The sequence below is a fragment of the Pseudomonas sp. NPDC089428 genome, assembly GCF_044749325.1.
Classification (GTDB): Bacteria; Pseudomonadota; Gammaproteobacteria; order Pseudomonadales; family Pseudomonadaceae; genus Aquipseudomonas.
The window spans coordinates 54129-79142 of record NZ_JBIVHT010000008.1; the positions used below are offsets into that span (position 1 = coordinate 54129).

The following is a 25014-nucleotide window of genomic DNA, read 5'->3' on the forward strand; positions in this document are numbered from 1 at the left end:
GCATGCCGAACTTCTGTCGACATGCACCTGGCGGCCTTCACACAGCCGGGCAATGGTGGGTGACGCAATGAATCCCCCCACCCCCGGCCGCAATCGCATCGATATCCAATTGCACGATATCCCGCCCCGGGTACAACACGGCCAACAACGCCCGCGCCTTTTCATCGGCCTGCGCATCACCGAACTGCGGTGCGATGATCGCGCCGTTGATCACGAAGTAGTTGATATAACCTGCTGCGAAGTCGTTGTTGCCCTGGCTGAAACTGTTGCGCCGCCCCTGCATGGGCGGTGATACCACATGCACCTGCAATCGCCTGCCTTCGGCATCGGTGGCTTGCTTGAGTATCGCCAGGTGCTTGCGGGTCACCGCGTGATCGTAGGAGTCCGGGTCGTTGTCCAGGTTGGCGATCACCACCCCCGGGCGTACGAAGCGGGCATAGAAATCCACATGCCCGTCTGTGATGTCTTCCCCGGCGATTCCCGGCAGCCAGATGATCTTGCTCAAGCCCAGGCGTGCCTTGAGCTCGGCCTCGACGTCGGCCTTGCTCCAGCCCGGGTTGCGGTTGCCATTGATCCAGCTGCTCTCGGTCATGATGCCGGTGCCATGGCCGTCCACCTCGATGGCACCGCCTTCGCCCACCAGCTCGCTGCGCTGGTAGCGGGCGCCTGCCAGGGTGGCAACGCGCTTGGCCAGCTGCGCGTCGTTGCGGTGGCGTTGCTTGTTGCCCCAGCCGTTGAAGTTGAAGTCGAGCGCAGCGAGGGCGCCGTCATCGTCGACGACGAAGTTGGCGCCGATGTCGCGCATCCAGATGTCATCCAGGTTGCATTCGACGAACTGGCTGTTGTGGCTGGCGCAGTGCCGCTCGGCCAGTTCGCGTTCGCTGGGCCGGCAGAAGACAGTCACTGGCTGGTAGCGGGCGATGGCCTGGGCGATACGCCCCAGGGCGGCTTGCACGTCGGCGGTGAAGTCTTCCCAGATGGCCTTCTGGGCACCAAAGGCAATGAACGCGCGCTGCTGCGGTTCGCCTTCGTCGGGCATGAACCAGCGCCCGGGCTCCTCGGCACGGGCCAGGCCCAGCGGCAGGCCAAGGCCGGCACCCAGGCCTGTGACCAGTGACAGTTGCAGGAAGGTTCTACGGCTGGGCATGGCTTAGTCCTGTGCAGTCTTGAAGCGGGTCCACACACGCATGCGTGCACGCATGTCGGCCTGTGGAATGTCGCGGCCCGGGATCAGCCGGGCGTAGGTGGCTTCGTCGAGGTAGATGTCGGGGTTGTCGCGCATGCGCGGGTCCACGGCCTGGCGCGCCTTGGCGCTGGCCGTGGGGTAGCCGGTGAAGTTGCTGATGGCGGCCATGTTTGCCGGGCGCATGACGAAGTTGATGAAACGATAGGCGTATTCCGGATGCTGGGCATCGGCCGGGATGGCCATGGTGTCCATCCATACCGTGGTGCCCTGGCGCGGTACCCGGTACTGGAAATCGAGGTGCTTGCCTGCAGAGTCGGCGGCGCGCTGGGCCTGGATCACGTCGCCGCTGTAGCCCAGCGACAGGCACAGGTTCTCGTTGACCAGCTCGGTCACCGGTTGCGACTGGAACTTGCGGATGTACGGGCGCACCGCCTTCAGCAGCTCGCTGGCGGCGGCCAGGTCTTCACGCTTGGCGCTGCGCGGTTCGCGGCCCAGATAATTGAGCACCACGGCCAGCACTTCGTCAGGCGAGTCGATGATCGAGATGCCGCAATCGGCGAACTTGGCCGCCAGCTCCGGTTTGAACAGCAGGTCGAGGTTGTCCAGTTGCGCATCGGGCATGCGCTGGCGGACTTTCTCGGCATTCGCGGTCAGGCCGATGGTGCCCCAGGTGTAGGGCACAGTCGCCTGGCTGGCCTTGGGGTATTGCGCGTGCAGCCTGCGCAGGCCGGGTTCGACATCGTCGAGTGCCTCCAGGCGGCTGGGGTCGAGTGGCTGCAGGCTGCCGGCACGCATCAGCCGTTCAGCCACGGTGTCACCGGGGAACACCAGGTCGTAGCCACTGCGCCCGGACATAAGCTTGGCTTCGAGTACTTCGCTGCCGTCCATCACGTCATAGATCACCTGGATACCGGTTTCGGCGGTGAACTGCCTGAGGGTGTCCTCGGCGAAGTAATCGGCCCAGTTGTACAAGCGCAGGGTGGGCTGGTCGGCCTGGGCCTGGCTGGCGCAGATGGCCAGGGCCAGTGCAGCGATAACGTGGCGTTTCATGCTCAGGCCCTCGAATTGTGTGGGTGCTTGCCGTCCAGGGTCAGCAGCGGGGCGTACATTTCCGGGCGGCGGTCGCGGTAGATGCCCCAGCTCAAGCGGTCTTCGCGCATGCGTGCCAGGTCCAGGTCGTGCAGCCAGATGCCGCTGCTGTCGCGGTCGGCTTCGGCGAGCAGGGCGCCCTTGTGGTCGCAGATGAACGATGAGCCGTAGAAGCGCATGCGCAGTGATTCATCGCTATCGGCCACTTCCACACCGACGCGGTTGGCCGCCACCACGGGCAACAGGTTGGCGGCGGCATGACCGCGCATGGCGACCTGCCAATGGTCGCGCGAGTCCAGCTCGGCGCAGCCGGGCTCGGAGCCGATGGCGGTGGGGAACAACAGCACCTCGGCGCCCATCAGCGCCAGGCAGCGGGCCGTTTCGGGGAACCACTGGTCCCAGCAGATGCCGATGCCCAGGCGGCCAAAGGCGGTGTCCCAGACCTTGAAGCCGGTGTCGCCGGGGCTGAAGTACTCCTTCTCCTGGTAGCCGATGGCGTTGGGGATATGGGTCTTGCGGTACACCCCTAACAACTGGCCGTCGGCATCGGCCACGGTCAGCGAGTTGAAGAAGGCATTGCCGGCCCGTTCGTACCAGCTCAGCGGCAGCACCACGCCCAGCTCACCGGCCAGGGCGGCGAAACGTTGGAGGATCGGGCTGTTCGGGTAAGGTTCGGCCAGCGCCTGGTGCCTGTGGTCCTGCTCGATGCAGAAGTAGGGCGTGGCGAACAGCTCTTGCAGCAGGATCACCTCTGCGCCATCGGCGGCGGCCTGGCGGACCAGTTGCTCGGCGCGGTCCAGGTTGTCGGGCAGGTTCCAGCTGCAGGGCATCTGGGTGGTGGCGATACGCATCAGGCTCATGCTTGCACCTGCGGCTGCTGCTGGGTGATGCAGTGGATGCCGCCGCCGCCGTGGGCGATGGCATCGATGCGCACCGGCACGATTTCGCGGCCCGGGAAGGCATGAGCAAGTTGTTCGGCGGCGTCCTGGTCGGCGGCGATGCCGTAGGCCGGCATGATGATCGCGCCGTTGGCGATGTAGAAGTTGGTGTAGGACGCGCAGAACACTTCAGCGTCCTGATCGACGGCGGCGCTGGCCTCGAACAGGTCGAGCAGCTCGAAGTGCCGACCTTGGGCGTCGGTGGCGAGCTCCAGCGCGCGGCGGTTCTCGCGGACCACTTCAGCGTATACCGAGCCATGCTCGTGGGTGGCATCGACCAGCAGCACACCTGGTCGGGCGAAGGCGCACACGCCGTCGACATGGCCGTCGGTCATGTCGCCCGTGACGTACTGCGGGTCGCCGGGCAGCCAGATGGTCTTGCTGATGCCCAGATGGCGGGCGAAGCAGGCTTCGAAGTCTGCCTTGTCGATACCCGGGTTGCGGTTGGGGTTGAGCAGCACCGATTCGGTGGTGATCAGCGTGCCTTCGCCATCGACATGAATCGCGCCGCCTTCGTTGCACAACGGGGTGCTGAAACCGCCCAGGCCCAGGTGGTCGAGGATGCGACGGCCGAGGCTGCGGTCCTGGCTGTGTTGCGATTTACCGCCCCAGGCATTGAAGCGCCAGCTGAGCCCGGCCAGGCCGTGCTGTGGGTGGCAGATGAAGCTCGGGCCACTGTCTCGGCACCAGCTGTCGTCCACGGCCAGCTCGATCAGTTCGATGTTGGCGCCGCACAGGGCGCGGGCACTGTGCAGGGCAGATGGATCGACGACCATCTTCACCGGCTCGAAGCGAGCGATGGCGGCTGCCACGCGAGCATAATCGCGCTGCACATCGGCCAGGCTGACGCCCCAGCCGCTTTCCCACAGCGCCTGGTTGTGTGGCCAGACCATCCAGGTTGCCGCGTGGCGGGCCCATTCGGCAGGCATACGCCAGCCGCTGTCGAGGGACAGGTGCATAGTGAACTCCGATCTATTAAGGATTTTTATCAACGAAGCCCGCCGTCGCGGGTGTTGGTGTCCATGCTATGGCTATGAAGGGGTGACGACAAACGATAGATTTAGTCGATATCTGATTAGCAGGGCTTATCGATCATGCTCAAACACTGGCCACCGCTCAATGCCCTCAGGGGCTTTGAAGCCGCCGCACGGCTTGGCAGCTTCCACAAGGCCGCCGAGGCCCTGAACCTCACCCAGTCGGCGATCAGCCAGCAGGTCCGCAGCCTGGAAACCTACCTGGAACAGCCACTGTTCCACCGCAGTGGCCGCAGCGTCAGCCTGACCGATGCCGGGCATGACCTGCTCAGCACCACGCAGTCGTTGCTGCAGCACCTGGCAGTCGGCATTCGTCGCCTGGACCAGTACCGCAAGCCGAATCAACTGGTGGTCAACACCAGCCCGGCGTTCGCCCGGCACTGGTTGCTGCCGCGCCTGTCCGATTTCCATGAGCGCTGCCCGCATGTCGATCTGTGGTTGTTCACCAGCTTCGAGGTCCCGGACATGGCCAGCGAAACCATCGACCTGGCCATTCGTGACGACCTCAGTGCCCAGGCCGAGTGCAGCTTTACCGTACTGCACCAGGACACGCTTTACCCCGCCTGCCACCCTTCGTTGCTGCACGCACCTGAGCAACAGCGCACCACCTTGCATGGCGAGCGCGAAATGGACTGGAGCCATTGGCAGCTGGAAGGCGGCGAGGATGTGGGGCAACAGGGCAAGGGGCTGAATTTTTCCGACCCTGGGCTGCTGCTGGATGCCGCAAGCGAAGGGCTGGGTGTTGCCCTGGTCAGCCAGTTGCTGGCGCAGCGGGCGGTGGGCGAGGGGCGCCTGCAGGCCCTGTCTTCACAGCGGGTGCGGGGGCCGGCCTGGGCCTGCCTGGTGCACCGGGACAGCCAGGATGATCCGCTGGCCCGGCAGTTTCTGGAGTGGTTGAAAGGGGCTTTGGCTGCAGAATAGGACTGTCCAACCTTTTTGCAGGCCAGTCCAGGTACTGTGCAGCATTGAGGATTTGCGCGGTCCTTGTGGGAGCGGGCTTGCCCGCGAAGAGGCCGGAGCAGGTGAACTCCGGTTTTGAATCCCTGGGCTCAGCCCTTAATATGTGTCGGATAACCTGCGGGGGTAGTCTCACCCTCTGATCAATCGGAATCGCCCCAGTGGCGCTTCCCCGGCATAAACCTGACGAGGTACAGACATTGGCCATCATTCATCCTAAGGTTCGCGGTTTCATCTGCACCACGACTCACCCGAAGGGCTGCGAGCTCAACGTCCGTGACCAGATCGAAGCCACCCGCAAGCTGGGCGTGCGCGAGGATGGCCCGAAGAAGGTCCTGGTCATCGGCGCCTCCAGCGGCTACGGCCTGGCAGCCCGCATTACTGCCGCCTTCGGCTTCAAGGCCGACACCCTGGGCGTGTTCTTCGAAAAGCCTGGTACCGAGACCAAGGCCGGTACCGCTGGCTGGTACAACGCTGCTGCCTTCGACAAGTTCGCCAAGGCCGAGGGCCTGTACAGCAAGTCGATCAATGGTGATGCCTTCTCCGACGAAGCCCGCGCCAAGGTCATCGAACTGATCAAGAACGAAATGGGCGGCAAGGTCGACCTGGTCATCTACTCGCTGGCTTCGCCGGTGCGCAAGCTGCCGCAGACCGGTGAACTGGTGCGTTCCGCGCTGAAGCCGATCGGCCAGCCGTACAAGTCGACCGCCATCGACACCAACAAAGACACCATCATCGAGGCCAGCATCGAGCCGGCCACCGAGCAGGAAATCCAGGACACCGTCACCGTCATGGGCGGCCAGGACTGGCAGCTGTGGATCGATGCCCTGGCTGGCGCCGACGTGCTGGCCGAAGGCGCACGCACCGTGGCCTTCAGCTACATCGGCACCGAGATCACCTGGCCGATCTACTGGCACGGCGCCCTGGGCCAGGCCAAGCAGGACCTGGACGAAACCGCGCTGCGCCTGGACAAGAAACTGGCCGGTGAAGTGAAGGGCGGCGCCAACGTGGCGGTGCTGAAGTCGGTGGTCACCCAGGCCAGCTCGGCCATCCCGGTGATGCCGCTGTACCTGTCGATGGTCTTCAAGATCATGCAGGAAAAAGGCGTTCACGAAGGCACCCAGGACCAACTGGACCGCATGTTCCGCGATCGCATGTACCGCGCCGATGGCGCCCCGGCCGAAGTGGACGAAAAAGCCCGCCTGCGCCTGGACGACTGGGAACTGCGCGACGACGTACAGGACGCGTGCAAGGCCATGTGGCCACAAGTGACCACCGAGAACCTGTTCGAGCTGACCGACTACGCCGGTTACAAGAAGCAGTTCCTCAACCTGTTCGGCTTCGAGCGTGCTGACGTCAACTACGACGAAGACGTGGCGACCGATGTGAAGTTCGACTGCATCGAGCTGTAATCTCTGCAGGTCTCTTCGCGGGCAAGTCGGGGCGCCGAACCGCCGCTCCGACTTGCCCGCGATAGGGCCGGTACAGCCCGGAAAATTTTTGCTAGTTTTGGCGCACAACAACAGGAAGCGCGCCATGAGCAGCCTCACCCAACCCGCCACCGCCTTTCGCCAGGCCACAACCGACGGCTACAGCCTCGGCGGCTTCTGCTGGCGTCACGCCCAAGCCGACCCCCGGCGCCCGCTGGTGATCATCAATGCGGCCACTTCGGTCCGCTGCCGCTACTACTCGCGCTTTGCCGACTATCTGTTCGCCCAAGGTTGCGATGTACTGACCTACGATTATCGCGGTATCGGCGAATCGCGCCCGCACTCGCTGCGCGGCTTTCAGGCTTCATGGAGCGATTGGGGCCGGCTGGATTTCGAAGCCATGCTGGCGCACGCCGCCGTGCATTTCCCCGGTCAGCCGGTGGACGTGGTGGGCCACAGTTTCGGTGGCTGCGCCGTGGGCCTGGCACCCTCGGCCGGGCAGGTGCGGCGGGTGGTGATGGTCGGCGCGCAGTTCGCCTACTGGCGCGACTATGCCGCCGATCAGCGCTGGCGGTTGTTTGGCAAGTGGCATGTGGTGATGCCACTGCTGACCCGCGCCTTCGGCTACTTCCCCGGCAAACGCCTGGGTTGGCTGGAAGATACCCCGGCTGGTGTAGTGCATGACTGGACCACGCGCACGCCGCGCTATGAACAGCGCCCGAGCGCGCGCGGCCTGGCTGCGCAGCCTTTCACCCAGGTACGGGCTGCGACCTTGGCCATCAGCCTGACGGACGATCCGTTCGGCACGGTGGCCGCGACCGAGCGGTTGTTGGGGTACCTGCCAGCGGCGCAGCGGCTGCATTTGCGTATTGCGCCTGTGGATATCTCGGTCGATGAGATTGGGCATTTCGCATTCTTCCACGACCGGTTTCGCGAAAGCCTGTGGCCGATTGCGTTGCAGTGGTTGCAGGAGGGCGTGCTGGCAGACGGAGTGCCGGGGACGACTGTCCGTTGAAAAACTGGGGCTGCTTCGCAGCCCCGGCATTCTCAAGCCTTGCGCGAAAGCGGCAGCTCGGCGAACTTCACGCCGGCCAGCCCATGCTTGATCAGCGCACGGATATTGCCATGATCACTGCCTTCAGGCGTGGCCAGCACATCACGGTAATGCTCGCCGAAGGCCAGCAGCGCTTCCTGATCGCTCAGGCCTTCCAGCAGGGCCAGGCCCAAGGTCTTGCACGAGCCTTCGTTCTGCCCGGCGGCATTCGCCACGCCGCCATTGTTGAAGGCCTGGGGCTGGTAGCTGTAGTTGTCGGCGATGAATGCCAGGGTGTCGGCGAAGACGTGTTGGCCGCTGGCCAGGCTGCTGCGCAGGGTGTTCAGATCAGTCACGAGGTTTTCCTTGTTCAAACGCCGCTTGCTGCTCGGCGCTGGCTTCTTTCTGGTATTGGGCTTTCCACTCGGCGTAGGGCATGCCGTACACCGCTTCGCGGGCGTCATCCAGGCTGATGTCGACCTGGCGCTCGTCGGCGGCGGCCTTGTACCACTTGGACAGGCAGTTGCGGCAGAAGCCGGAGAGGTTCATCAGGTCGATGTTCTGCACGTCGGTGCGTTTCTGCAGGTGTTCGACCAGGCGCCGGAACGCGGCGGCTTCAAGTTCGAGCTGTTGTTGCTCAGTCATGGCAGTCTCTCAGATCATGCGGTTCTTCAGGTGGCGGCCACCGTTGATGACCACCTGGCTGCCGGTGCTGTACTGGCTGGCGAGCAGGTACTTCACCGTCTCGATCAGTGGCCCGGCGCCGGGTTCGAATTCCAGCAGGGCCTTTTTCAGGGTCTGCTGGCGGTAGGCCTCGTCACCGCCTTCCTTGAGGATCAGCAGGCCCGGCAGGATACCGTTGACGTGCACCGTGGGCGCGTATTTTTCGGCGAATGACAGCACCATGTTCTGCAGCGCGGCCTTGGTCGCGGCGTAGCCGATGTGGCCTTTGCTGCCGCGTGAGGAGGTCTCGTCGCAGATGTGGATGATGTCGGCCTTGTCGACCTTGTTCAGCAACTCGCCGAGGGCCAGGTTGAGGTGGTACGGCGCTTCGACGTGCAGGCGGAACATGGTGTCGAGGTTGTCGAGGTCGTCGTCGAGCCACAGCGAGGCGTTGTGGATGATAGCGCGCAGGCCGTCGTAGTTGCGCTGCAGGTGGTCGATCAACGCTTCACGGTCGGCCTTGCGGCAGAGGTCGGCCTGGAACTGCACGATGTTCGGGTGCGCGGACTGCGGCTGGAGGCTACGGCTGGCACTGACCACCGTATGGCCGGCCTGAGCCAGTTCGAGGGCCAGGGCCAGCCCGACGCGCTGGCTGGCGCCGGTGACGAGAATTGGGCTGTTCATGTGCGGGCGGTCAACTTGTCTGTCCTGTCGTTGCCGCCCAGCATACCTTAAGATTTTTCCGATTGTACGGCTCGCCTCAACGGCTGCGCAGTGCCGGGCTGGCGGATGGCGTGGCGTGCAACCAGTTGGCCAGCAGGCGGGTGGACAGCGGGATGAACAGATAGACCATGACCGGGGTCAGGGCCAGCGTGCTGAGCATGACCCGGGGCAGCAGTTCGAGCGTTGAGAGCCACTGCCCGAACACCACGTTGAACAGCAGCGAGACCGGGAAGAAGGCCAGCCAGATAGCCACAGCCTGCTTCCAGCGCGGTGGTTTTTGCACCATGTTGGTGCCAAACCAGTCGTCAATACCGCTGACGCGCCTCTCTTTGGGGCGTTCGAACAGGCCGTTGCCGCGAGCCAGCCAGGCCCGGCGCGAAGCGGAATGCTCCCAGGCGTGCAGGGTGGGCTCGTCGCTGAAACGGAAAATGATCTGGAATTCGTCGCTGTCGCGGGGTGGGGCGAGGATGCCCGAGCCGAGGTAGCCGGGGAAGTCGGTGGCCAGTTGCTCGCCTTCGTGCAGCCAGGTCAGCAGGTCCTGGTAACGGCCGTGGGCGGCGCGGCGTGACACCATCAGGGTGACGGGTGGGGTAGACATCGTGTATCTCCTGGCGACGGGCTGGCGGGTAGCCGGCCCCTTGGCTGCGTGGCCCGGGGTGGTGGGCAACGCCTGCGGGCATGCAAGAATCGGGCGCGAAGCAACAACCTGATGACAATGCAGCCTTAACAATTGTTCGCAAACGGTTGCTGGCTTGCGGCCTATAGTGTCGTAGTAGAATGACTGTTCAACTTCCGCACACAGGTTACTCAGTGCAGATGACCAAACAGGGACGTAACCCGGCCATCGAGGCGGGCCTGCAACATCAGGATTTGTTCCCGATCCGTGAGGTTTCCCGCCTGACCGGCGTCAACGCCGTGACCTTGCGCGCCTGGGAGCGCCGCTACGGGCTGATCCAGCCCACGCGCACCGACAGCGGCCATCGGCTGTATTCCCAGGCGGATATCGATGACATCCGGCGCATTCTCGGTTGGCTTGAGCGCGGCGTGGCCGTAAGCAAGGTCGGCAGCATCCTGGCTCGTGGCCAGATGCTCACCCACGGTGCGGTTCTGGCTGATTGCACGGCACGCTGGCAAGCCCAGGTGCGCGAGGCGGTGCATCGCTTCGATGCCCTCGCCCTGGATAGCCTGTTCGACCAGGTGTTTGCGGCACTCAGCCAGGACCAGGTATTCAGTGAAGTGTTCATGCCCGTCTGGCACGACCTGGCGGCGGGGCCGGGGGTGTTTGGCCTGGCCAGTGAGTGGTTGTTCCTTGACCAGTTCCTGCGCGGTCGGGTGTTCGCTCGCTTGCAGCTCGCTCGTCTGCCGCGTAGCCACAACGTGGTGCTGGGGCCGTTGCCCGGGCCATGCCTGGAGCTGGAGCTATTGGTGACCGGCTTGCTGTTGGCCAGCGATGAAGTGGGTGTGTGCTTGCTCATGCCTGGGCAGGTACTGGACGAGTTGCCGCTGGTGTGCGAGCGGCTCAAGCCGGATGCGCTGGTGCTGTTCGCCAATCACCCACCCGGTGGCGGCCTGGGCAAGCGCCTGACGCGCATGGCAGCAGGGCTGCAGTGCCCGTTGCTGCTGGCCGGCGAAGCGGCTGAAGGTGCCCAGGATGGCCTGGCGGGAAGCCCGGTGGCATGCCTTGGCGCAGAGGTTGAGCTGATGCGGCGGCGCTTGCGCCAGTACCTTGCCGGTCAGCTCGATACCTGATCGTGCAGCTCTGGATGGGCCTGGCGATGGGCCTGGAGGATGTACTCACGCAGCCGGTCGATTTCGCCTGCGGGGCTGCGGCTCAGGTCGTAGGCAGCCAGGTCCGGGCCAATGCGCCGGCGCAGCCGACCATGCAGACCGATCGGGCTGATGCCGTCCGGGGCGAAATGCAGATCGAAGCGCGAAGGCGCCTTGGCCAGGCCTCGCACCTCAAGCAACGCGCCCTTGAACGAAATGTCCCTGACCAGCAGGCCGCTGGCCTTGCCCTGGGCATCCAGCAGTGGGCTGGGCTGCTCCATCGACAAGCGCCAGGGGCGCAGCGTTGGGCCGTCGTCTTCGTAGATTTCCGGTGAACCGATCTGCAGGTGCACGGCGTGGAACTCGTCCTCCACCAGCTGCAGCGGGAAGCTGATCTGCTGATTGTTGAACTGTGCCTGCAGGGTCACTTGCTCGTTGGCCACCAGGCGGGCGAGTAGCGACTGGATACGGCGGTCGCCATTGACCAGCAGGCTCGACATGGGGTCGGCCAGGTTCAATTGCGGGGAATGCTGCATGTCCTGGATGAAATCCAGTTCGTCCTGAGTCAGGAGCGCGTCTGCTTGCATGATCGAACTCGGTGATGACGATTTCTTCAACGGGAATTGACCGTGCTCAGGGCGCTTGGTTCAGGTACGTTCGTCGGGATTCCGACGAACGTGCATTTCTGCCAGTTCGCGCTCGAGTTCGACTTGGCGGCTTACATCTTTCTGGATGCCGATGAAATAGGTGCGCCGATCGGCATCGTGCTTCACCGGGGTGATCGACAGCTCGTTCCAGAACGCGCTGCCATCCTTGCGGTAGTTGCGCAGTACTTCACGGCAGGGACGCCCTTCGGCCAGGGCCTTGCGAATGCGTGCCCGGCCCAGTTGATCGCGATCATCGGCCTGCAGGAAGCGGCAATCCTGATACAGGATCTCGTCACGGCTGTAGCCGGTCAGGCGTTCGAAGGCCGCATTCACGTAGATCAGGATGGTGTCGTCGCCTTCCTGCTCGGCGACCACGATTCCGTCGTTGGATGCGTCGACCATCGATTGCAACAGCTGCGCGTTGATCATGTCCGGACCATGGAGGTAATGAGGGGACTTTGGTAGAGACGGCCTTTTGCCATCGCCGGATGCTAGTATCCTACGTTTTCACTCAGTTTCGGAATCCTCTTCCTGATGAAAGTCGCCATTATTTCCGGCTCGGTGTACGGCACCGCCGAAGAAGTCGCCCGTCATGCCGAGTCGTTGCTCAAGGCTGCAGGCCTTGAAGCCTGGCATGCTGCCCGCGCTACCCAGCAGGATCTCGAAGGTTTTGCCCCTGAAGCGTTGCTCGCCGTGACCTCGACCACCGGCATGGGTGAGTTGCCGGATAACCTGATGCCGCTGTACAGCAGCATTCGCGACACCCTGCCTGCGGCCTGGCGTGGGCTGCCGGGCGCGGTGATCGCCCTGGGTGATTCGAGCTATGGCGATACGTATTGTGGCGGTGGTGAGCAGATGCGCGAGCTGTTCGCCGAACTGGGGGTACGGGAAGTGCTGCCGATGTTGAAGCTCGATGCCAGTGAGACCGTGACCCCAGAGGCTGATGCCGAGCCTTGGCTGGCAGAGCTTGCTCAAGCACTGAAAGCCTGAGGTACTGCTTTAGGCTGTACCGGCCTCTTCGCGGGCACGCCCGCTTCCACAGGGGTATCACTGCCCTAAAGCCCGGTGTGGGAGCGGGCTTGCCCGCGAAGAGGCCGGTGCAGGTCAGTTCATCTCCCGCAGCAATTCGAGCCAGGCCTGCGCCGCTCGCGACAGGTAGGCTCCACGCCGCCAGATGAAGGCGATATCCCAGCGTAGATACGTCGGCGCCTTCAGCGGCAGCCGCACCACCCCGGGGCGCTCCAGTGCTTTTGCCACCACACGGGGCAGCAGCACCACGCCCTGGCCGGCCGCGACCAGTGCCACCAGGAAGTCCGCCTGGCCGCTGCGGCCACCCTCTTTCGGGATAAAGCCCTGCTGCTGGCAAGCCTTGAGCAAGCGGTCGTTGAGCACGAAGCTGCGCTGGTAGAGCAGGAACGGTGTATCCGCCAGTTGCTTCAGGTTCACCTGGTCCAGGCCGGCCAGCGCATGCCCGGCGGGTAGCAAGGCATCCAACGGTTCATTGCAGAACGGCTGGTATTCGAACGCCGGGTCGCTCGGCGTGAGGCTGCCACCCAGTTCCAGCTCGCCACTTCTTACCGCCTGCTCGATGCTACGGCTGCCGCCTTCAAGCAGCTGAATGGCGATGTTCGGATGACGCCTGCGATATTCGGCGAACAACCCGGCGAACAAGGCATCGCTGCCCAGCAGCGGCAAACCCAGGCGCAGTTCGCCGCGCGCCATCTGGCTGAGGTCGTCGAGCTCGCTGAGCAACTCTTGACGCTGGCGCAGCAGCGCCTCGCCGCGCTCCAGCACGATGCGCCCGGCCGCTGTCAGATGCAGCTGCGAGGCCTGGCGCTCGAGCAGCGGCTGGCCCACATCTTGCTCCAGCTGGGCAACCTGCTTGCTCACGGCTGACTGGCTGATATGCAAGGTCTGCGCGGCTTGGGTAAAGCCGCCGCGATGGACCACTTCGATGAAGCTGCGCAGCTGTTTGAATTCCATGGTTGCGATTCCATTGTGGAATGGCGGCAAGTCTAACAATTCGCTTTTGGCCTAGGCAGCCGAATCTTAAAATGAGGGCCTATCGAGGAACCCTGGCCATGAAACCTGCGTTACTGAAAAAGCCCCTGCGCCTGCTCGCCGAGCTGACGGTTCTGCTTGCCCTGTTCCTGTTCGGTGGCCAGCTGGCCGCTTGGCTGGGCTGGCCGATCCCCGGCGGGGTGATGGGCCTGGGCCTGCTGTTGCTGCTGTTCGCCTGCGGCATAGTCACGCCGGCCACCTTGCAACTGGGTGCAGGCTGGCTGATGGCGGAAATGCTGCTGTTCTTCATCCCGGCACTGATGAGCCTGCTCGATTACGGCAGCCTGGTGCGCAGCGAAGGCTGGCGCATCTTGCTGGTCATCGCCGTGAGTACCCTGATGGTCATGGTGGTGACCGCCGTGACCGTGGAGCTGGTGTGCCGCTGGAGGTTGCGCCATGAGCCTTGAACCCATGCCGCTGTTCTGGCTGGCACTGACCTTGGCGGCCTACCTGGCCAGCCGCTGGTTGTATCGGCGCACCGGGCGCTACCTGATGTCGCCACTGATCCTGGTCCCGGCCTTGCTGCTTGCAGTGGCGGTGCCGCTGCACACCGCCTATGCCGAGTACTCGCGCAACACGCATTGGCTGATGGGTGTGCTGGGCCCGGTGACCGTGGCCTTCGCCGTGCCGATCTGGCAGCAGCGGGCGATGCTTGCACGGCATTGGCCGGCGTTGCTGGTGGGCATGGTGGCGGGCAGTGCAGCATCGATCGCCAGCTCATGGAGCCTGGCGCACCTGCTGGCGCTGGACGACGCGATCAGCCTGTCGCTGGTGCCGCGTTCGATCACCACGCCGTTCGCCATGCCGTTGGCCCATGACCTGGGCGGCGTACCGGAGCTGACGGCCGTGTTCGTGATGTTCACCGGGGTGCTGGGGGCCATGTTCGGCGGCGTGCTGCTGCGCTGGTTGCCGCTGCGTACACCGCTGGCGCGGGGGGCACTGTTCGGGGTTGGCGCGCATGGCGCCGGGGTCAGCCGGGCCCAGGAGGTGGGCTGTGAAGAAGGCTCGGTTGCCGGCCTGGTGATGGTGCTCACCGGCCTGCTCAACCTGTTCGCCGCACCGTTGCTGACGATGCTGCTGTGACCATTCGTGCCACTGACTCGCTCAGTCATCAAGCTGGCTGGTAACGCAAGTTTCATCTGGCGGGCTGCTGATTACACTCAACCTCGACATAGAGAGCACATGTAAGTGCCGAGGTAACATGCAATGACCGCAGCCTTGCCCTATTCCGACAACACCCTTGCACCGGGACAATTCTGATGCCTATGGCCGAGATTCCATTGCGCGTCTGGCGTACCCGGGGGCAGAGTTTTTCATTCCGGGGCCAGAGCATCCGCTACTGGACCGCAGGGCAAGGAGAGCCCCTGCTTCTGTTGCATGGATTTCCCACCGCCAGTTGGGACTGGCACTACCTGTGGGCGCCGCTGGCCCAGCGCTATCGGGTGGTTGCCTGCGACATGCTCGGCTTTGGCGATTCCGCCAAGCCGATCAATCACCGTTACAGCCTGATGGAGCAAGCGGACCTGCAACAGGCGTTGCTGGCCCATCTGCAGATTGACCAGCCCGTGCATCTGCTGGCGCATGACTACGGCGGCAGCGTGGCTCAGGAGCTGCTGTCGCGGCACCACGAGCAGCGTGCCGAGATTGCCAGTTGCGTCTTTCTCAACAGCGGTCTGTTTCCGGAAAGCTGCCAGGTGCTGTTGGTCCAGAAACTGCTGCTCAGCCGCCTCGGCTGGCTGGTGGGGCGATCGTTCAGGCGCGAAGACCTGGTGCGCAACGTCACCCAGATCTACGGCCCATGTACCCACCCCAGCGAAAGCGCACTGGATGACTGCTGGAGCCTGATCGCCGCCAATTCCGGCACGCGTATCCTGCACAAGCTGGTGGGTTACCTGCCCGAGCGCAGGCTGCATCGCGAGCGCTGGGTGGGGGCGTTGCAACGTGAAGGGGTGCCGCTGCGCTTTATCAACGGCGTGGTCGACCCGGTATCCGGTGCACGCATGGTCGAACGTTACCGGCAACTGGTGCCAAACCCCGACACCGTGCAGTTGCAGGGCATCGGCCATTATCCGCATACCGAAGCGCCCGTGCAGGTGTTGCGCCACTACCTGGCCTTTCGCGAACAGCTTCTGAGCTACCTGCCGCAGAGCGTCGCCTGGTCCTGAGCCAGCGATATCGCCCGCCGTTATCGCCTGGCATTCACCCAGGGTGAGCTTGATTGTCCGCCTGTACGGGCTGGCGGACACTCGATGCATTCAACCTGACCTGGAGCCATGCGCATGAGCGAGCCGGTAAGTCTGCAAGACCGTGTAGTGATCGTCACTGGAGCCGGTGGCGGCCTGGGCCGCGCCCATGCCCTGCTGTTCGCCGCCCGTGGCGCCCAGGTCGTGGTCAACGACCTGGGCGGTTCGACTCAGGGTGAAGGGGCCAATGCATCGGCTGCCGACAAGGTGGTGGCCGAAATCCGCGCAGCCGGGGGCACGGCGGTGGCCAACCACGACTCGGTGGGTGATGGTGCGCGCATTGTCGAACAGGCACTGGACAGTTTCGGCAGGGTCGATGTGCTGGTGAACAACGCCGGCATCCTGCGCGACAAAGCCTTTCACAAGATGGACGACAGCGATTGGGAGCTGGTCTACAAGGTACACGTCGAAGGCGCGTTCAAGGTCACCCGGGCTGCCTGGCCACACCTGCGCGAGCAGAACTGGGGGCGGGTGATCTTCACCGCATCGACCTCGGGTATCTACGGCAACTTTGGCCAGGCCAACTATGGCATGGCCAAGCTGGGGCTGTATGGCCTGACCCGGACCCTGGCCATAGAAGGTCGCAAGCATGGCGTGCTGGTCAATGCCATCGCGCCGACCGGCGGCACGCGCATGACCGAGGGGTTGATACCACCGCAGGTGTTCGAGCGGCTCAGGCCCGAGTTGATCAGCCCGCTGGTGGTGTACCTGTGCAGCGACCAGTGCCAGGACAGCGGCGAATTGTTCGAGGTGGGCGGTGGCTGGGTGGGCAAGGTGCGCTGGGAGCGCAGCCTGGGTGTCGGCTTCGATCCTGGCCAAGGGTTCACCCCGGAGCAGGTCGCGCAAAACTGGGCGCAGATCGGTGATTTCGCCGGGGCGGTACACCCACGCGACAACTTGCAGGCGTTGCAGCAGATGATGGCCAACCTGCAGAAATAAAAAAGGCCGCTGCAAACGCAGCGGCCAATCGAGACGTTAGATCAAGGAGCTTCAAAATCAACGTCGGTGAACCTCGCGGGCCTGAAAGGCGGGGGGTAGAGCCCTTCATGCCGGCCAGTGAGGTAAGAATAAGCGCTTGATCCGGCAGGAAAAATAGCCGCTTATGACATTCACCTTTACGTTTCGGGCAACAGTGCCCGGCAGGCATTTCAGGCCGCCGGCGAGTAGCCCATGCGCCAGCTGGTGTCCCGCGTTGCAGCCAGCAGACGCTGAGCTGCCGGGCCGTGTTCATCAGCATGGAAGATCGAGGTCGGGCCGACCACGGTCATCACCGCCGCGATCTGCCCCATGGCGTTGAACACGGGCGCGGACAACGCATCCACACCAGGCATCAACAGGCCGTGTACGTGGTGCAAGCCCTGTTCGCGGATCCCTGCCAGCAAGCCGTCATAGTCGCTGGCGCTCTGTTGCAGCGCGGCCAGCTCGCGGTCACGCAGCTCCCCGGTTTCACGCTCGGGCAAATGGGCTGCAAACACCAGGCCGGTGGAGGAGCTGAGCAGCGGCAGCACCGAGCCGATCTGGGTCACCACCGTGACCGCGCGCACGGCGGGCTCGATGCTCACCACGGTGGCGCCCTGGTTGCCCCAGACCGCAAGGAAGCAACTCTCGTTGAGCTCATCGCGCAGTTGCGACAGCGGCAGCGCCGCCACTTTCAGCACATCGATGCTGCCCAGCGCCGCCAGCCCCACACGCAATGCTTCACGCCCCAGTCCATAGTGGTTGGTGGCGGCATCCTGTTCGGCAAAACCGCTGGCAATCAGCGCCTGCAGGTAGCGGTGCACCTTGCTCGCCGGCATCTGCACATGCTCGGCCAGGCGTGACAGTGAGGTGGACGGGGACAGTTCGGCGAGGGCCTTGAGGATATCGGTGCCGACTTCCGCCGAACGGACCTTCTGCTTGCCGTTGTCGGCGGGGGAGCTGGCTTTGGCCATGGGTTTCGTGGTTCCGGATTATTCGCGTCGGGCCTTTATAGCTTGACGCCTTGCCCTGAGCAAATTACGTTATTCGTAATCTGATTACGATAAAAACAATGCAGACGCGCTGCCACTCCAGCAGCCAGCTGCCCGCAATGGCTCGGCAAGAGCCCGGAGGCATCGATGAACCGCGACACGTCCCCCGACCTTCAGTACCTGAGCGGCTTCGGCAACGAATTCGCCAGCGAAGCATTGCCCGGTGCCCTGCCGGTCGGGCAGAACTCGCCACAGAAAGCCCCCTATGGCCTGTATGCCGAACTGTTGTCGGGCACGGCGTTCACCATGGCCCGCAGCGAACTGCGCCGTACCTGGCTGTACCGCATCCGCCCGTCGGCCCTGCACCCGCGCTTCGAGCGCCTGCAGCGCCAGCCATTGAGCGGCCCGTCGGGCGCGGTCACGCCCAACCGCCTGCGCTGGAGCCCGCAGCCAATCCCCAGTGAGCCAACCGATTTCATCGAAGGCTGGCTGCCGATGGTGGCCAACTCGGCCGCCGAAAAGCCGGCCGGGGTCAGTATCTATATCTACCGCGCCAACCGTTCCATGGAGCGGGTGTTCTTCAATGCTGACGGTGAGCTGCTGCTGGTGCCGGAGCAAGGCCGCCTGCGCATCGTCAGCGAGCTGGGCGTGATGGACGTCGAACCACTGGAAATCGCCGTGATTCCGCGCGGCATGAAGTTCCGCGTCGAGCTGCCCGATGGCCAGGCCCGCGGCTACATCGCCGAAAACCACGGCGCACCGCTGCGCCTGCCAGACCTGGGGCCGATCGGCAGCAATGGCCTGGCCAACCCGCGTGATTTCCTCACCCCGGTGGCACACTACGAAGAAGCCGAAGGGCCGGTGCAACTGGTGCAGAAGTTCCTCGGTGAGCACTGGGCCTGCGAGCTCCAGCACTCGCCACTGGATGTGGTCGCCTGGCATGGCAGCAACGTACCCTACAAGTACGACCTGCGCCGCTTCAACACCCTCGGCACGGTCAGCTTCGACCATCCAGACCCGTCGATCTTCACCGTGCTGACGTCACCGACCAGCGTGCACGGCATGGCCAACATGGATTTCGTGATCTTCCCGCCGCGCTGGATGGTGGCCGAGAACACCTTCCGGCCCCCATGGTTCCATCGCAACCTGATGAACGAGTTCATGGGCCTGATAAGCGGTGCCTACGATGCCAAGGCCGAAGGCTTCCTGCCTGGCGGTGCCTCGCTGCACGGGGTGATGAGCGCCCACGGGCCGGATGCCGAGACCTGCGAGAAGGCCATCGCCGCCGAGCTGGCACCGCACAAGATCGACAACACCATGGCTTTCATGTTCGAGACCAGCCAGGTGCTGCGCCCGAGCCTGCAGGCACTCGACAGCCCGCAATTGCAGGCCGACTACGATAGCTGCTGGGCCACCTTGCCGAGCACCTTCAACCCGAACCGGAGATAACCCATGAACCAGACCGCCATTGCCCGTAGCTGGGTCGAGCATGCCAACGGGCACCGCGATTTCCCGCTGCAGAACCTGCCGCTGGGCATCTTCAGCCGCCCTGGTGAAGCGCAGCGCTGTGGCGTCGCCATCGGCGATGCCATCCTTGACCTGGAAGCGGTGCTGGCCGCTGGGCTGTTCTCTGGCCAGGCCCAGGCTGCGGTGGAGGCCACCCGAGGCGGTGCGCTGAATGCCTTCTTCGCGCTGGGGCGTGGCGCCCGGGTAGCGCTGCGTGAGCGCCTGCTGGTGCTGTTGGGCGAACACAGCGACCAGCAGGCCGCGCTCAAGGCTGCGCTGTATCCGGCCAGCGAGTGCCAACTGCACCTGCCGGCCAAGGTCGGTGACTACACGGACTTCTACGTCGGCATTCAGCACGCCACCAACGTCGGCAAGCTGTTCCGCCCTGACAACCCGTTGCTGCCCAACTACAAGTACGTACCCATCGGCTACCACGGCCGCGCTTCGACCTTGCGCCCTTCGGGTACCGAGGTCCGCCGCCCGAAAGGCCAGACCCTGCCCGCCGGCCACACCGAGCCGAGCTTCGGCCCCTGCGCGCGCCTGGACTACGAGCTGGAACTGGGCATCTGGATCGGCCAGGGCAACGACATTGGCCAGGCCATCCCGATTGCCGAGGCCGACCAGCACCTGGCCGGCCTGTGCCTGCTCAACGACTGGTCGGCGCGGGATATCCAGGCCTGGGAATACCAGCCGCTGGGCCCGTTCCTGTCGAAGAGCTTCATCACCTCCATTTCGCCCTGGGTCGTTACCGCCGAAGCGCTGGAGCCTTTCCGCTGCGCCCAGCCGGCACGCCCGGACGGCGACCCGCAGCCGCTGCCTTATCTGCTCGACCCGCGTGACCAGGCCCGTGGCGCCTTCGACATCGAACTGGAAGTGCTGATGCTCACAGAGCGCATGCGCGAGCAGGGCTTGCCGGCTCATCGTCTGGCATTGAGCAACACCTTGAACATGTACTGGACCGTGGCCCAGCTGATTGCCCACCACAGCGTCAACGGTTGCCAGCTGCAGCCCGGCGACCTGTTCGGGTCGGGCACCCTGTCCGGCACCACGCCAGATGCCTACGGCAGCCTGTTGGAGACCACCGTGGGCGGCAAGCAACCGGTGGAGCTGGCCAGCGGCGAGGTACGCAAATTCCTCGAAGACGGCGACGAGATCATCCTGCGCGCCCGCTGCAAGCGCGATGGTGTGGCCAGCATCGGCTTCGGTGAATGCCGCGGCAAGATCATCGCAGCCAACTGAGGGGGCCGGCCATGGAGCTGTATACCTATTACCGTTCCACGTCTTCCTACCGCGTGCGCATCGCCCTGGCACTCAAGGGCCTGGACTACCAGGCTGTGCCGGTCAACCTGCTAAAGGGTGACCAGCGCGGTGCTGCCTACCTTGCGCTGAATCCGCAAGGTAGGGTGCCGGCCTTGCGCAGCGATGACGGTGAACTGCTGGTGCAGTCGCCAGCGATCATCGAGTACCTGGAAGAGGCGTATCCACAGCCGGCACTGTTGCCGGTGGGGGCTGCACTGCGCGCCAAGGTGCGTGGCGTGGCGGCGATCATCGGTTGCGATGTGCACCCGCTGCACAACGTCAGCGTACTCAACCAGCTGCGCCAGCTGGGCCATGACGAGGCGCAGGTCAATCAGTGGATCGCACACTGGATCGGCCAGGGGCTGGCGGCCGTGGAGCAGTTGATTGGTGATCACGGTTATTGCTTTGGCGATGAGCCGGGGCTGGCGGATGTCTACCTGATTCCGCAGTTGTATGCGGCCGAGCGCTTCAACATCGACCTCGGCGGCTATCCGCGCATTGCCCGGGTCGCCGCCTTGGCCAAAGGGCATCCGGCGTTCGCCAAGGCACATCCGTCCTGCCAGGTGGACACGCCGGCTCAGTGAATCGAGCGGTTCACCGTCGGTAGCTTGCCGATGCGTTCGGAAAGCTTCAGGCGCTGGACCGGGTCGTCGGTCAGCAGCAGGGCATGCTCCAGGTCGAAACGTTCGGCCTGGGGGCAGTCCAGGTGCTGATACAGCGTCGCGCGGGTCATGTAGTCGCTGGCCTGCGCCGGGCCCAGTTGCATTACCCGTTCGGCGTCGATCAGCGCGGCCAGGTGGTTGTCGTTGCTGATATGCAACTGGCGCAGGTTGCGTGAAAGCCGCTGCAGCATCTGCGTGGCGCTGGCACTGCGCAGGTGTTCGGCAGTCAGCGGCACATGCGGGCCGAACTGGCGCGCCAGCAGCTCGCGGCAATCATTGGGGTACAGCCGCCGCCCGCCACAGGGGTCGAGCAGGTGATCGGCACCGGGCACGCGCAGCAGGAAGTGCCCAGGGAAGGCCACGCCCTCCAGTGGTATGGACAAGCGCCTGGCCAGTTCCAGGGTAATGATGGCCAGTGCCAGGGGCTGGCCACGCCGGCGCTGCAGTACTTTGTCCAGCAGCGCTGCCTGCGGGCGCAGTGGGTGGTACTCGTCCTGCTGAAAACCGAGTGCATTGAGCTGGCGCAGCAGCGGCTGGGCCAGTTCGACTAACGGCAGCATCGGCAGACTGGCACTGATCTGACCTTGCAGGTTGTTCAGTGTGGCGAGGCAGGCAGCAGGTTCGACCTGTCGATCATGCTCGACGGCGATCCACAACGCTGCTTCCAGCAGGGCGACCGGCTCGCGTTCCAGGCAGGCCAGGCAGGCTTGACGTGGCTTCATGGGGGCTCTCCACTCAAGCTTGAGTATTAGCCGGGGCGCGTTGATTCGTCCAGTGGTCCGCCCGCAGTCCCGGCGTCTGGCGCGTGCCTATACTGGTAGGAGCACCTCGTTGGGGAGCCCGCCGATGTTCGCGCTGATGCAAAGCACCCGTACCCAGTCGCTGCACCTGTTCATTGACCCGCCCACCGGCCTCAAAGCCGTCGTGGTGATTCACAGCGAAAAATTGGGCCCGGCGGTGGGCGGTTGCCGCTACCTGCCCTATGCCGATGACGAGAGCGCCATGACCGACGCCATTCGCCTGGCCCAAGGCATGAGCTACAAGGCGGCGCTGGCGGGCTTGCCGTTGGGTGGCGGCAAGGCGGTGATCATGCGCAACCCCCATGTGGAAAACCGCGCGGCACTGTTCGAGGCGTTCGGCCGTTTCATCGATACCCTGCAAGGGCGTTTCATCATCGCCGTGGACAGCGGTACCTCGACCCTGGACATGGACTGCATCGCCCAGAGCACACCGCATGTCACCAGTACCACGGCGTCCGGCGACCCGTCGCCGCATGCCGCCATGGGCGTGTTCGCTGGCATCCGTGCCACTTCGCAGGCACGCCTGGGCAGCAGCAACCTCGAAGGGTTGCGCGTGGCGGTGCAGGGGCTGGGCAATGTCGGCTACGCCCTGGCCGAGCAACTGCATGCGGCGGGCGCGGAATTGTTGGTCAGCGACCTTGACCCAGGCCGGGTACGCCTGGCGGTGGAACAGTTCAATGCTCACCCGGTGACCAATGACGCATTGATCAGCACGCCCTGCGATATCTTCGCGCCCTGTGGCGTAGGGCCGGTGCTCAATGGCCAGACTGTGATGCAGCTGCGTTGCGCGGCGGTGGCGGGGGCGGCGAACAATCAGTTGACCACGCTGCAGGTAGCAGACCAGCTGGAGGCGCGCGGCATCCTCTATGCCCCGGACTATGTGATCAATGCCGGTGGCCTGATTTACGTGGCGCTGAAACATCGCGGCGGTGACCTGGGCACCATCACCGCGCACCTGGCGCGGATACCGACAAGGCTGACCGAGGTGTTTGGCCATGCCCAGGCAGAAAAACGCTCGCCGGCCAGGGTGGCGCAGATGCTGGCCGAGCGCTTGCTTTACGGTTGAGGCCGGGCGCTGGGTGCAACAGCCTTGGCTATACCGTCTCCGATGATACGCCGCTGTTTAGCGCCGAAGAGTTGCTACTTATTCGCCGCCTTTTTCCTGTGCATCCAGATCTGCCAATGCCGCTGCATTGTTCTTGAATGCCGCCGCGAACACCGCCCTGTTCTTGGCCATGAAGATGCTTGCCTCTTCGGCCATGTTTTCATCCAGCCCGGGTACATGTTTTACCAGAACCTGAGTAAGCACCTCGGCCAGTTCCAGCATCTGGTCATGGGCATCTGCGAGTTTGCGGTCCAAGAACGTGGTCTCCAAATCGCGCGTGCTGCGGTAAAGAATCTCAACAGCCATACGAGGCCTCTCGGTCAGTGGTAGCAGGGGAGCTGTCGTGCGCCTTCTGCTTTGCGGTTCAGTTGCTATCCAGGCAGTCAGGCAGATTGCCGTTACCGAATACTGTATCGATGTACAGTAATGGCAATGCGGTCATTTCGCAACCAGAAATTGTAGCCGTGCTGAAATCGCATGCCGCCCGTGCCTTGCGGCAATCGGTCGCCTTCCAACGCAGGGGCCTGGCCCTTTAACTGCATGGCACAAGCGTCACAGGGGTGACGCATCATCCTTCATGTCGTATCGGGGAATCGCACATCGTGGACATCAAATGGGCAGAAAAACTGCGCAAGGGCCTGCACGGCTCGGCCGACTCGCTGGGCAACCTGTGTGTGGAAGCGTTCCACTACCTGGCGCTGTTCGGCATTGGCGCGATTACCGCCTATGCGGCGGTGGTCACCTTCCTGGATATGCTCGGCAAGGGCGGGGTCAGCGTCGATGACATCCTGCTGCTGTTCATCTACCTGGAGCTCGGGGCGATGGTCGGTATCTACTTCAAGACCAACCACATGCCGATCCGCTTCCTGCTGTATGTCGCGATTACCGCGCTGACGCGCCTGCTGATCGGCGATGTATCGCACCACAAGGCGCCGGACGCCGGGCTGCTGTACGTGTGCGGCGGCATCCTGCTGCTGGCGTTCTCGATCCTGGTGGTGCGCTACGCCTCGTACCGTTACCCCTCGACCAAGGCGCTCGATGCCAGCGGCAAGGAAGTGGAGGAGGGCAAGTAGCCCTCAGTTGGCCAGGCCGACTGCGCTCAGATGCCGTGGTGCGTGGCCGGTGTCGCGGGTCAGGGCGGCGAGGACCTGCAACGGGTTCTGCCCCAGCTCGATGGCCAGGCCCAGGCGGATGCTGTCGATGACCCGCTGCAGGCGCACCGGGTCGTTACGCTGAGCCTGGCTGATAAGGCGCTTGGCGACCACGCCAGCGTCGTCGGAAAGGGTCAGCATGATGCTGCCGTCCAGCCGTTCGATACTCAGGTTGACCCGGTATTCGGGGGCGAAGGCGGCGCTGATCTGTTCGAAGGGGTTGTGCATGGTCGGGGCCTGCAATGAATGACTGCAGAAGTTGACCGGGTAACAGGCCGGTTGGTTCAGGCCCATTGATCGCTGCAAACGAAAACGCCCGGCACAGGCCGGGCGTTGTTGTTCAGGGGGCCGATCAGGCGTCGGGGTCGCTCAGTTCCAGTACGCCGCGCTTGCTGCGCAGTTTGCCGTAGAAGTGTTCCAGCGCATTGTTCAGCTTGCTGGCGGCACCGTCGACTGCCTGGTCCAGCGAGGTGGCGGTGTGGGTCACGGAAATCGGCTGATGGCCTTTCGGGCGAGCCTCCAACTGGCAGCGTTTGTCATGCGGGCCGGGCTTGGCGCCGTTCTCGTCGCGCAGGTGGACCTCGATGCGGGTGAGGTCGTCGTCATAGCGTTCGAGGGTGGCTTCCAGCGTACTGCGGACCCACTCGTTGAGACGGATGTTGCCTTCGATATGGTTGCTGCTGTTGACCTGGATTTGCATGATTCCAATCCTTATTCAGCTTGCTCGCATGGAGGCGTGCCTAGGCCCTTGAGGGCCTTGGAAATTCTGCG

Annotated in this window: 30 protein-coding genes; 14 read left to right on the plus strand and 16 right to left on the minus strand. The window is 64.0% G+C overall.

The window, feature by feature from the left end; translation table 11 throughout:
• Positions 1–37: 37 nt before the first annotated feature.
• Genes ACIPZ5_RS16540 through ACIPZ5_RS16555 form a run of 4 tightly spaced genes read right to left on the minus strand, consistent with a single transcriptional unit; the run spans position 38 to position 4172 of the window.
• A complete protein-coding gene (locus tag ACIPZ5_RS16540) occupies positions 38–1147 on the minus strand; it encodes an agmatine/peptidylarginine deiminase (protein WP_400809710.1) in 1110 nt (369 codons plus the stop codon).
• 3 nt (positions 1148–1150) lie between these two features.
• Positions 1151–2236: an extracellular solute-binding protein gene (locus ACIPZ5_RS16545; RefSeq protein WP_261941561.1), complete on the minus strand. Its 1086-nt coding sequence runs from the start codon at positions 2234–2236 to the stop codon at positions 1151–1153.
• Between the two features lie 2 nt (positions 2237–2238).
• On the minus strand, positions 2239–3135 hold the full coding sequence (aguB, locus tag ACIPZ5_RS16550; protein ID WP_400809712.1) for an N-carbamoylputrescine amidase: 897 nt from the start codon (positions 3133–3135) through the stop codon (positions 2239–2241).
• Positions 3132–4172 (minus strand): agmatine/peptidylarginine deiminase, encoded by a 1041-nt coding sequence (locus tag ACIPZ5_RS16555; RefSeq protein WP_261941559.1) that lies wholly within the window; start codon positions 4170–4172, stop codon positions 3132–3134. Before ACIPZ5_RS16555 ends, aguB begins: the two co-directional genes overlap by 4 nt.
• Before the next feature lie 135 nt (positions 4173–4307).
• Here ACIPZ5_RS16555 and ACIPZ5_RS16560 point away from each other — a divergent pair, with 135 nt between their 5' ends.
• From ACIPZ5_RS16560 to ACIPZ5_RS16570, 3 genes are all read left to right on the plus strand, one after another.
• Complete coding sequence (locus ACIPZ5_RS16560) at positions 4308–5168, plus strand: LysR substrate-binding domain-containing protein (protein WP_400809714.1); 861 nt, start codon at positions 4308–4310, stop codon at positions 5166–5168.
• Between the two features lie 236 nt (positions 5169–5404).
• Positions 5405–6616: an enoyl-ACP reductase FabV gene (fabV, locus tag ACIPZ5_RS16565; protein WP_261941557.1), complete on the plus strand. Its 1212-nt coding sequence runs from the start codon at positions 5405–5407 to the stop codon at positions 6614–6616.
• 124 nt (positions 6617–6740) lie between these two features.
• Complete coding sequence (locus tag ACIPZ5_RS16570; protein ID WP_400809717.1) at positions 6741–7649, plus strand: alpha/beta fold hydrolase; 909 nt, start codon at positions 6741–6743, stop codon at positions 7647–7649.
• 32 nt (positions 7650–7681) lie between these two features.
• Here the strand turns inward: ACIPZ5_RS16570 and ACIPZ5_RS16575 are convergent, their stop codons facing one another.
• The 4 genes from ACIPZ5_RS16575 to ACIPZ5_RS16590 all read right to left on the minus strand — a co-directional run bounded on the left by ACIPZ5_RS16575 (position 7682) and on the right by ACIPZ5_RS16590 (position 9651).
• A complete protein-coding gene (locus ACIPZ5_RS16575) occupies positions 7682–8023 on the minus strand; it encodes a HopJ type III effector protein (protein WP_400809719.1) in 342 nt (113 codons plus the stop codon).
• Positions 8016–8312, minus strand: coding sequence for a DUF1244 domain-containing protein (locus ACIPZ5_RS16580; RefSeq protein WP_054884724.1), 297 nt, complete (start codon positions 8310–8312; stop codon positions 8016–8018). Before ACIPZ5_RS16580 ends, ACIPZ5_RS16575 begins: the two co-directional genes overlap by 8 nt.
• Positions 8313–8321: 9 nt before the next feature.
• A complete protein-coding gene (gene folM / locus ACIPZ5_RS16585) occupies positions 8322–9014 on the minus strand; it encodes a dihydromonapterin reductase (RefSeq protein ID WP_261941554.1) in 693 nt (230 codons plus the stop codon).
• Positions 9015–9090: 76 nt separating this feature from the next.
• Positions 9091–9651: an antibiotic biosynthesis monooxygenase gene (locus ACIPZ5_RS16590; protein WP_400809721.1), complete on the minus strand. Its 561-nt coding sequence runs from the start codon at positions 9649–9651 to the stop codon at positions 9091–9093.
• A 218-nt stretch (positions 9652–9869) separates the two neighbouring features.
• Here ACIPZ5_RS16590 and ACIPZ5_RS16595 point away from each other — a divergent pair, with 218 nt between their 5' ends.
• Positions 9870–10802, plus strand: a complete 933-nt coding sequence (locus tag ACIPZ5_RS16595; RefSeq protein ID WP_400809723.1) for a MerR family transcriptional regulator — start codon at positions 9870–9872, stop codon at positions 10800–10802.
• Here the strand turns inward: ACIPZ5_RS16595 and ACIPZ5_RS16600 are convergent.
• Together ACIPZ5_RS16600 and ACIPZ5_RS16605 are read right to left on the minus strand one after the other, a co-directional pair.
• Positions 10787–11407: a hypothetical protein gene (locus ACIPZ5_RS16600; RefSeq protein WP_343597979.1), complete on the minus strand. Its 621-nt coding sequence runs from the start codon at positions 11405–11407 to the stop codon at positions 10787–10789. The two genes, ACIPZ5_RS16595 and ACIPZ5_RS16600, sit on opposite strands and share 16 nt — an antisense overlap.
• A 60-nt stretch (positions 11408–11467) precedes the next feature.
• Positions 11468–11896, minus strand: coding sequence for a PAS domain S-box protein (locus tag ACIPZ5_RS16605; RefSeq protein WP_261941550.1), 429 nt, complete (start codon positions 11894–11896; stop codon positions 11468–11470).
• Between the two features lie 105 nt (positions 11897–12001).
• On the opposite strand from ACIPZ5_RS16605, the gene ACIPZ5_RS16610 reads away from it, so the two are divergent.
• Complete coding sequence (locus ACIPZ5_RS16610) at positions 12002–12457, plus strand: flavodoxin (RefSeq protein WP_261941549.1); 456 nt, start codon at positions 12002–12004, stop codon at positions 12455–12457.
• Positions 12458–12571: 114 nt separating this feature from the next.
• Here ACIPZ5_RS16610 and ACIPZ5_RS16615 read toward each other — a convergent pair whose 3' ends face one another.
• Complete coding sequence (locus ACIPZ5_RS16615; RefSeq protein ID WP_343597977.1) at positions 12572–13450, minus strand: LysR family transcriptional regulator; 879 nt, start codon at positions 13448–13450, stop codon at positions 12572–12574.
• A 98-nt stretch (positions 13451–13548) separates the two neighbouring features.
• Here ACIPZ5_RS16615 and ACIPZ5_RS16620 point away from each other — a divergent pair, with 98 nt between their 5' ends.
• The 4 genes from ACIPZ5_RS16620 (at position 13549) to ACIPZ5_RS16635 (ending at position 16710) form a co-directional block, all read left to right on the plus strand.
• Positions 13549–13935 carry a CidA/LrgA family protein gene (locus tag ACIPZ5_RS16620; protein WP_400809726.1) on the plus strand — a complete coding sequence of 129 codons (387 nt, stop codon included), beginning with the start codon at positions 13549–13551 and terminating at the stop codon, positions 13933–13935.
• Positions 13925–14611 carry an LrgB family protein gene (locus ACIPZ5_RS16625; RefSeq protein ID WP_400809728.1) on the plus strand — a complete coding sequence of 229 codons (687 nt, stop codon included), beginning with the start codon at positions 13925–13927 and terminating at the stop codon, positions 14609–14611. Before ACIPZ5_RS16620 ends, ACIPZ5_RS16625 begins: the two co-directional genes overlap by 11 nt.
• Before the next feature lie 176 nt (positions 14612–14787).
• Positions 14788–15693: an alpha/beta hydrolase gene (locus ACIPZ5_RS16630; RefSeq protein WP_343597973.1), complete on the plus strand. Its 906-nt coding sequence runs from the start codon at positions 14788–14790 to the stop codon at positions 15691–15693.
• Between the two features lie 114 nt (positions 15694–15807).
• Positions 15808–16710 (plus strand): SDR family oxidoreductase, encoded by a 903-nt coding sequence (locus ACIPZ5_RS16635; protein WP_261941544.1) that lies wholly within the window; start codon positions 15808–15810, stop codon positions 16708–16710.
• Between the two features lie 209 nt (positions 16711–16919).
• On the opposite strand, the gene ACIPZ5_RS16640 is transcribed toward ACIPZ5_RS16635, so the two are convergent.
• Complete coding sequence (locus tag ACIPZ5_RS16640) at positions 16920–17702, minus strand: IclR family transcriptional regulator (protein WP_261941543.1); 783 nt, start codon at positions 17700–17702, stop codon at positions 16920–16922.
• A 165-nt stretch (positions 17703–17867) separates the two neighbouring features.
• Here ACIPZ5_RS16640 and hmgA point away from each other — a divergent pair, with 165 nt between their 5' ends.
• From hmgA to maiA, 3 genes are read left to right on the plus strand one after another with little or no spacing between them, the layout of a single operon-like run.
• A complete protein-coding gene (gene hmgA, locus ACIPZ5_RS16645; protein ID WP_400809730.1) occupies positions 17868–19169 on the plus strand; it encodes a homogentisate 1,2-dioxygenase in 1302 nt (433 codons plus the stop codon).
• 3 nt (positions 19170–19172) lie between these two features.
• Complete coding sequence (gene fahA, locus ACIPZ5_RS16650) at positions 19173–20465, plus strand: fumarylacetoacetase (protein ID WP_343597966.1); 1293 nt, start codon at positions 19173–19175, stop codon at positions 20463–20465.
• A gap of 11 nt (positions 20466–20476) precedes the next feature.
• Positions 20477–21109: a maleylacetoacetate isomerase gene (maiA, locus tag ACIPZ5_RS16655; protein WP_343597964.1), complete on the plus strand. Its 633-nt coding sequence runs from the start codon at positions 20477–20479 to the stop codon at positions 21107–21109.
• Here maiA and ACIPZ5_RS16660 read toward each other — a convergent pair.
• Entirely contained in the window at positions 21103–21909 is an 807-nt protein-coding gene (locus ACIPZ5_RS16660; RefSeq protein WP_343597962.1) for a tetratricopeptide repeat protein, read from the minus strand. The two genes, maiA and ACIPZ5_RS16660, sit on opposite strands and share 7 nt — an antisense overlap.
• A 124-nt stretch (positions 21910–22033) precedes the next feature.
• On the opposite strand from ACIPZ5_RS16660, the gene ACIPZ5_RS16665 reads away from it, so the two are divergent.
• Positions 22034–23053: a Glu/Leu/Phe/Val dehydrogenase dimerization domain-containing protein gene (locus ACIPZ5_RS16665; RefSeq protein WP_343597960.1), complete on the plus strand. Its 1020-nt coding sequence runs from the start codon at positions 22034–22036 to the stop codon at positions 23051–23053.
• A 78-nt stretch (positions 23054–23131) separates the two neighbouring features.
• Here ACIPZ5_RS16665 and ACIPZ5_RS16670 read toward each other — a convergent pair whose 3' ends face one another.
• Positions 23132–23398, minus strand: a complete 267-nt coding sequence (locus ACIPZ5_RS16670) for a YebG family protein (RefSeq protein ID WP_343597958.1) — start codon at positions 23396–23398, stop codon at positions 23132–23134.
• 296 nt (positions 23399–23694) lie between these two features.
• Here ACIPZ5_RS16670 and ACIPZ5_RS16675 point away from each other — a divergent pair, with 296 nt between their 5' ends.
• The gene (locus tag ACIPZ5_RS16675; RefSeq protein WP_261941536.1) at positions 23695–24165 is read left to right on the plus strand and encodes a phosphate-starvation-inducible protein PsiE; all 471 of its coding nucleotides are present in this window, start codon (positions 23695–23697) and stop codon (positions 24163–24165) included.
• 3 nt (positions 24166–24168) lie between these two features.
• Here ACIPZ5_RS16675 and ACIPZ5_RS16680 read toward each other — a convergent pair whose 3' ends face one another.
• On the minus strand, positions 24169–24471 hold the full coding sequence (locus ACIPZ5_RS16680) for a DUF3509 domain-containing protein (RefSeq protein WP_261941535.1): 303 nt from the start codon (positions 24469–24471) through the stop codon (positions 24169–24171).
• 124 nt (positions 24472–24595) lie between these two features.
• A complete protein-coding gene (locus ACIPZ5_RS16685) occupies positions 24596–24943 on the minus strand; it encodes an HPF/RaiA family ribosome-associated protein (RefSeq protein ID WP_167065769.1) in 348 nt (115 codons plus the stop codon).
• Between the last annotated feature and the right edge of the window lie 71 nt (positions 24944–25014).